The organism is Streptomyces sp. NPDC059003 (assembly GCF_042740445.1).
Classification (GTDB): Bacteria; Actinomycetota; Actinomycetes; order Streptomycetales; family Streptomycetaceae; genus Streptomyces.
Map to the genome: position 1 here is coordinate 21,646 of NZ_JBHYJH010000112.1, position 6,446 is coordinate 28,091.

Annotated in this window: 5 protein-coding genes; 2 read left to right on the forward strand and 3 right to left on the reverse strand. The window is 74.6% G+C overall.

Translation table 11 applies throughout. The annotated features are described in order from the left end of the window. Positions 1–5: 5 nt before the first annotated feature. The gene (locus tag ACFWZ5_RS31015; protein ID WP_384801389.1) at positions 6–524 is read left to right on the forward strand and encodes a SigE family RNA polymerase sigma factor; all 519 of its coding nucleotides are present in this window, start codon (positions 6–8) and stop codon (positions 522–524) included. Then, positions 514–1,158 (forward strand): L,D-transpeptidase, encoded by a 645-nt coding sequence (locus tag ACFWZ5_RS31020; RefSeq protein WP_384801392.1) that lies wholly within the window; start codon positions 514–516, stop codon positions 1,156–1,158. The genes ACFWZ5_RS31015 and ACFWZ5_RS31020 overlap by 11 nt, the downstream gene beginning before the upstream one ends. Positions 1,159–1,705: 547 nt before the next feature. On the opposite strand, the gene ACFWZ5_RS31025 is transcribed toward ACFWZ5_RS31020, so the two are convergent. The 3 genes from ACFWZ5_RS31025 to ACFWZ5_RS31035 form a co-directional block, all read right to left on the reverse strand. Then, positions 1,706–2,251: an AAA family ATPase gene (locus ACFWZ5_RS31025; RefSeq protein ID WP_384806308.1), complete on the reverse strand. Its 546-nt coding sequence runs from the start codon at positions 2,249–2,251 to the stop codon at positions 1,706–1,708. 62 nt (positions 2,252–2,313) lie between these two features. After that, positions 2,314–4,623 (reverse strand): xanthine dehydrogenase family protein molybdopterin-binding subunit, encoded by a 2,310-nt coding sequence (locus ACFWZ5_RS31030; protein ID WP_384806310.1) that lies wholly within the window; start codon positions 4,621–4,623, stop codon positions 2,314–2,316. 14 nt (positions 4,624–4,637) lie between these two features. Beyond that, positions 4,638–6,392 carry a 2Fe-2S iron-sulfur cluster-binding protein gene (locus tag ACFWZ5_RS31035; RefSeq protein ID WP_384891607.1) on the reverse strand — a complete coding sequence of 585 codons (1,755 nt, stop codon included), beginning with the start codon at positions 6,390–6,392 and terminating at the stop codon, positions 4,638–4,640. Between the last annotated feature and the right edge of the window lie 54 nt (positions 6,393–6,446).

Genomic DNA, 6,446 nt, shown 5'->3' on the forward strand with positions numbered 1-6,446 from the left:
GCGGCATGACGGAGGAGGAGTTCGACGCGTTCTACGCGTCGGCGTTCCCGCGTGTCGTCGGGCAGGTGTACGCGTTCACGGGCGACCACGGGCAGGCGCAGGACGTCGTCCAGGAGGCGTTCGTACGGGCCTGGGACCGGCGGCGCGAGTTCCTCGCCACCGAGGCGCCCGAGGCCTGGATCCGTACCGTCGCCATGCGGCTCGCGGTGAGCAACTGGCGGCGGGCCCGGCGGTGGCTGGAGCTGGTGCGGCGGGCTCCGCGGGCCGAGCACGCGCCGGGCCCGGGGCCCGAGCACGTCGCGCTCGTCGAGGCGCTGCGGCAGCTGCCGGACGCGCAGCGGCTCGCGATCGTGCTGCACCACCTGTGCGATCTGAGCGTGGAGCAGGTGGCGGCCGAGACCGGGGCGCCGGTCGGTACGGTCAAGGCGCGGCTGTCTCGGGGGCGGGCTGCGCTTGCCGCGCGCTTGGGTGTGGGTGAGGCGGGCGATGCCCCCGTCGGAAAGGAGCGCGGTCGTGTCCGATGAACCTTCGTCCCGTGAGCTGTCCGCCGCGCTGCGCGGGCTTGCCGAGAGTGGGCGGGTGGCGGCGCCGTCCTCGGGGGCGGACGTGCGGCGGCGGGCTGTCGGGCGTCGGCGGCGTCGGCGGGTGGGGGCCTTGGGTGGTGCCGTCGTCGCCTGCGGGGCCCTGGTGTTCGGGCTGACCGTGGGCCTCGGTGACGGTTCCGACGGGCGGCCCTCGCGGCCCGCCGCGCCTGCGGTCTCCTCGCCGGGGGCGGTGGGCACCGTGGATCTCGCGCAGCGGGTGTTGGCCTTGCGGGGGCGGGAGGTGCCGGTGTCTTCGGGGCGGGTGGGGCATCCGACGGTGTCGGGGCGTATGACTGTCGTCGCCAAGTACCGGACCAAGCGGTTCAGCAGTGAGTCGGTGGGGCTGGGGAGTGAGTACGACGTCACGCTGCCGTGGGTGGTGGAGCTGCGGGCCGGTGATGGGCGCGTGAACTATCTCGTTGCGCTGACGTATGCCGAGAAGTCCGTCGGGGAGGCGGATACGACTCGGGGGTGGATCGGGATGCGGTCTCGTGACGCCAAGTGGGTGTACGGGGAGCTGGAGTTGGGGGCGGTGGTGGAGGTCGAGGGGCGGGCTCCGGAGGGGGCGGGCTGAGGTTCGGGGCCCTGCCGGGGGCTCCCCAATCCCGCCCCTTCCCGAAACCAGGGGGCTCCGCCCCCTGGCACCCCCTCCATCGCCGCTCCGCGGCTCGTCCTCAAACGCCGGACGGGCTGGATCTTTGCCGGGGCGGGCTGGAAAGTGCGGGCCTGCGGCGCAGCCCGGAGGGGGCGGGTGGGCGGGGAAAATAGCCTGCCCGGCGTTTGAGGGCGAGGCGCGGAGCGCCGACAAGGGGGGAAAGGGGCGGAGCCCCATTCGGGCGCGGGGGTCGCAGGGAAGGGCGGGTGGGTGGGGAAGAGAGGGCGCAGACGGTGAGGGGTGACCCCGAACCGGGGTCACCCCTTTGGCGTCTTAGATGGCGCGTCGGCCCCATCCCGTGTCGTTGTCATCCCCCATGACGGATCTCCCCCGTAGTGAGTCGAGCTGTTCGGGACACTCTCGATGATGCACCTCAACTCGCCCTGATTAATAGGGATTTATGGGGGCATCGACGGTCTGCGACGGGCCTGTGACTCTGCGGGAACCGGTCGGAGATGTTCCGTTCTCAGGCCACGCCGGCCTCGTCCAGGCGCGCCAGGATCGCGTCCACCGTCTGGTCCACCGTCAACTCCGAGCTGTCCAGCCACAGCCCGATGCGCGGGGTGGACGTACGCAGGCCCTCATCCAGGGCCTCCACCGTCCACTCGCCGTAGCCCGTCTTGCCCCGCGCGGCCTCACGCGCGGCCACGGCATCGGGGCTCGGGGCGAGGACCACCACGTACAGAGGGCGGGCGTCGACGAGGTCCACGTACCGCTTCAGCTCCTCGCCCAGGATCACGTCCTGGACGACCGCGGTGAAGCCCGCCTCGGCGTACGCCTCCGCCGTGGCCGCCGACAAGGCGTAGCGCAGGTGGAGTTGGGCCTCGGCCTCGCCGCCCGCGCCGGGCTCGTACTCCTCGCGACCCGAGACGATCATGCGCCGGAAGACGTCGCCGCGTACGTGCGCGGCCCGCGGCAGCCGCTCCGCGAGCGCCTGCGCGACGGTGGACTTGCCCGCGGCCATGATGCCGGTGATGACGATGACGCCCGTGGGGGCGGGGCTGATGTTCACACCCGCGAACGTACCCCAGGGCGCCGCACCCGCTCTTCTGGTTTTCCGGAACGGCGCCTGTTTCAGGCCAGTTCGGCTCCTACGGCCGCCTGCGGGCGAATCGGGAGGCGGTTCACCGGGCGGCCCGTCGCCGCCCGTACCGCCGACGCGACCGCCGCCGGGGTCGTCACCACCGGCACCGCGCTGGCCGCCTTCGCGCCGAAGGGGGCCACGACGTCCCGCTCCTCGACGAGCTTGACGATGCGGATGTCCGGCGCGTCCAGGGCGGTCGGCAGGGCGTAGCCCGTCAGGTCGGGGTGGCGGACGATGCCGCGGGGGGTGCGGAGGTTCTCCGTGAGCGCCGCGCCCACGCCCTGCGTGACGCCCGCCTCGATGCGCACCCGCAACTGGGCGGGGTTGAGGATCCGGCCCACGTCCTGGGCCACCGCCAGCTCCACCACCCGTACCGAGCCGATCTCGATGTCGACGTCCACCACCGCGCGGACCGCGCAGAACGCCATGCCGACGAAGGCGTCGCCCTGGCCGTTCGCGTCCAGCGGCTCGGTGGGGTGCGGGCGGCACTGGGCCGTGGCCCACAGCTCCTTGCCCTCCATCGCCTCCTCGACGGTCGTCGAGAGCACCCCGTCGTACGAGGTGATCTTGCCGTCGGCGATCTGGAGCAGCTCCGTGGACATGCCGAACTTGTGGGCCAGGGGCTGGAGCAGCTGCGTACGCACCATCTTCGCCGCGCGCTCCACCGCGCCGCCCGACACCCAGGTGTGGCGGCCGTGGCAGCTCGGCCCGGCCGGGGGCTGGTCCGTGTCCACGGGGGCCACGTGCACGTCGTCGACGCCCAGGGTCTCCTGCACGATCTGGCGGGCCAGCGTCGAGAAGCCCTGGCCGGTCTCCACGGCCGCGCAGATCACCGTCGCCACGCCGTCCTGGACCTTCACCGTGGCCGTGGCCACCTCGTCGGCGCCCTCCGCGCCGAGGAGCTGGACCATGCCGAGGCCGTAGCCGACGCCGCGCCGCACCGCGGCCGGGTCGCCCGCGCCCTCCGGCCCGCCGGGCAGCAGCCACTCCTCCTGGGGGGTGTCCTTCGGCAGCTCGGGGAGGGGGAAGTCGCGTACGGCGGTGAGGAGTTCGGCCACCGGGGCCGGGCACGTCACCGTCTGGCCTGTGGGCAGGACGTCACCGGTCGCCATGGCGTTGCGCAGGCGCACCTCGGCCGGGTCCACGCCCAGCTTCTTGGCGAGCTTGTCCATCTGCGCCTCGTAGGCGGCGCACACCTGAAGGGCGCCCTCGCCGCGTACGTGCCCGGAGGGCGGGTTGTTCGTGCGGACCGCCCAGCCCTCGATGAAGGCGTTGGGGACGACGTACGGGCCGCACGCGAACGACACGGCCGCCGCGAGCGCGTCCGCCGACGTGTCCGCGTACGCACCCGCGTCGAGCAGGATCTGCGCCTCGACCTTCACCAACTGGCCGTCCGCGTCCGCGTGGTGGCGGTAGCGCAGGAGCGTCGGGTGGCGGTGGGCGTGGCCGAGGAAGGACTCCTCGCGGGACGCGGTGAGCTTGACCGGGCAGCCCGTCTTCAGGGCGAGCAGGCCGAGGGGCAGCTGGAAGCTCGCGTCCTCGCGGTCGCCGCTCGCGCCCGGCACGCCCGTGACGACGACCTTCACCAGGTCGGGGGTGAGGCCGTACGCGGCGGCCGCCATGTCGCGGTCGCCGTGCGGGTCGGTCGACGCGACGTACAGCTCCACGCCGCCGTCGGGGCGCGGCACCGCGAGCCCGGCCTCCGCGCCGATCGGCGCCGGGTCCTGGCGGCCGATGCGGTACAGGCCCTCCACGACGACCTCGCCCGCCGCCTCCGGGTCGCCGTGGCGCAGCGGGATGTGGCGGATCAGATTGCCGTCGGGGTGCAGCGGCGGCGCCTCGAAGGCCTGCTCCGGGTCGGTCACCGGGTCGAGCGCCTCGTACTCGACGATGATCGCGGCGGCGGCCATGCGGGCCGTGTCCGGATGGTCGGCGGCGACCGCGGCGATCGGCTCGCCGTGGTGGCGTACGACGTCGGCCGCGAACACCGGGCGGTCCGGGGTCTTGCGGCCGTGCAGCGCCGTGCCCGGCACGTCCTCGTGCGTGACGACCGCGAGCACGCCCGGCAGCTCGCGCGCGTGCGTGGTGTCGACGGACACGATGCGCGCGTGCGCGTGCGGGGAGCGCAGGACCGCCGCCCACAGCAGGCCTTCGGCCCACAGGTCGGAGGCGTACGGGAACGTGCCCTCCGTCTTGGCCCTGATGTCCGCCGACGGCAGCGACGAACCGATGCCGTGCGGCAGTTGCTCGGCGCCCGCGCCGGGCACGGACTTGGTCGCGGTGACGGCTTCGTCGCTCACGCCGCTCACGCCGTTCACGCCTGGTCTCCGTCCTGCCCGTACGGGCCCGCCTGGTGCGGGAGCCCGTTCGGGCCCGGCTGGTGCGGGTGGCCGTTGGGGTCTGTCTGGTGCGGGTGCCCGTGGGGACCCGCCTGGTGCGGGATGCGGGGCTCGTCCGTCCGCTGCTCGTGCTGCGTCGGCTGCTGCTGTGCTTGTGCGGTGTGCTCGGCGTGTGCGGCTTGCGCGGTGTGTGCGGCTTGCGCGGCTTGTTCGAGGTCCGCCGCGCCCTTCGCCTGGCGTTCGGCGACCACATCCCGTACGGCGTCGAGCACGCCCCGGTAGCCGGAGCAGCGGCACAGGTTGCCGCACAGCGCGCGGCGGGTCTCCAGGTCGCTGGGCGCGGGGTTGCCCTCCAGGAGGTCGTGCAGCGTCATCGCCATGCCCGGTACGCAGAAACCGCACTGCACGGCACCGCAGTTGGCGAGCGCCCGCTGTACGTCGGAGGGCCGGCCGTCGGCGGCCAGGCCCTCGACGGTGCGCACCTCGCTGCCCGCCGTGGTGGCCGCGGGCACCAGGCAGGACGCCACGAGGCGGCCGTCCACCTGGACGTTGCAGGCCCCGCACTCGCCCTGCGAGCAGCCGTCCTTGGCCCCGGCGAGCCCGAGCCGCTCCCGCAGTACGTAGAGCAGCGACTCCCCGATCCAGGCGTCGGTCACGGGGCGGTCGGCGCCGTTGACGCGCAGGACGTAGGAGATGAGGGGGTGCTCGTCGGGGAGGGGCGGGGTCGCGTCCGGCTCCTGAGCGAGGTCTGGCTCCTGAGCCTTGGACGGGGCGTCTTCGGGGGCGTTTCCGGAGGCGTTTTCAGAGGCGTCTTCGTGGGTGGGGGGCGGGAGTTCGTCGGCGGGGGCCGTCGGTTGCCCCGCGGGGGCCGGGTTGGGGGTGGGGGCCTCGGGGGTGGTGGCTTCGGACTCGGGGCCGGAGGTGGAGGTGGACTCGGGTCCGGGGGTGGGGTCGGTCTCCGGTGCGTCGGGCGCGGGGAGGGGGGTGGAGGGGGCCTGGGGCGCGGGGCGTTCGGCGGAGGGAGCGTCGAGCGCGGGGGCGTTGGGCTCGCGGGGTTCGGCAGCCTGGGCTTCGGTGGCCTGCGCCTCGGTGGCCCGGGCTCCGGCGTCCCGGGCTCCGGCGTCCCGGGATTCGGGAGCGGGGCCGTGCGGGGCGGGGGCCTTGGCGTTGCGGGCTCCGGACGCGGGCCTGCGCGAGGACGGGGCCTTGGTCTTGCGGGCTCCGGGGGCCGGGGCTTCGCCTTCGGCGGGTCGGGACGCGGGGGCGTCGGCCTCGGCGGCGTCGGCCGCGAGGGCTGCCGCTTCGGCCGCGTCGGCCGCGAGGGCGTCGGGGTCGGCACCTTCCGGCACGAAGGCATCCGGTCCCGCAGTCCCGGGCGCAACGGCCCCAGGCCCGACGGCTCCTGCTCCGGCTGCGTCAGCCGGGAAGGCGTCAGGATCGGCACCTTCAGGCGCGAAAGCATCCGGTCCGGCAGCCCCGGGCGCGGCGGCTCCGGCCTCGCCCCCGGCAGTCCCGGGCGCAAACGCTCTCGCCCCGACGGCGTCGGCCGCGAAGGCGTCGGGATCGGCACCTTCGGGCACGAAGGCATCCGGTCCCGCAGTCCCGGGCGCAACGGTCCCCGGCCCTGCGGGGCCAACCACGAAGGCGTCAGGGTCGGCGCCTTCCGGCGCGAAGGCCTCGCCCCCGGCAGTCCCAGGCGCAAACGCTCCCGCCCCGACGGCGTCGGCCACGAAGGCGTCGGGATCGGCACCTTCGGGCACGAAGGCATCCGGTCCCGCAGTCCC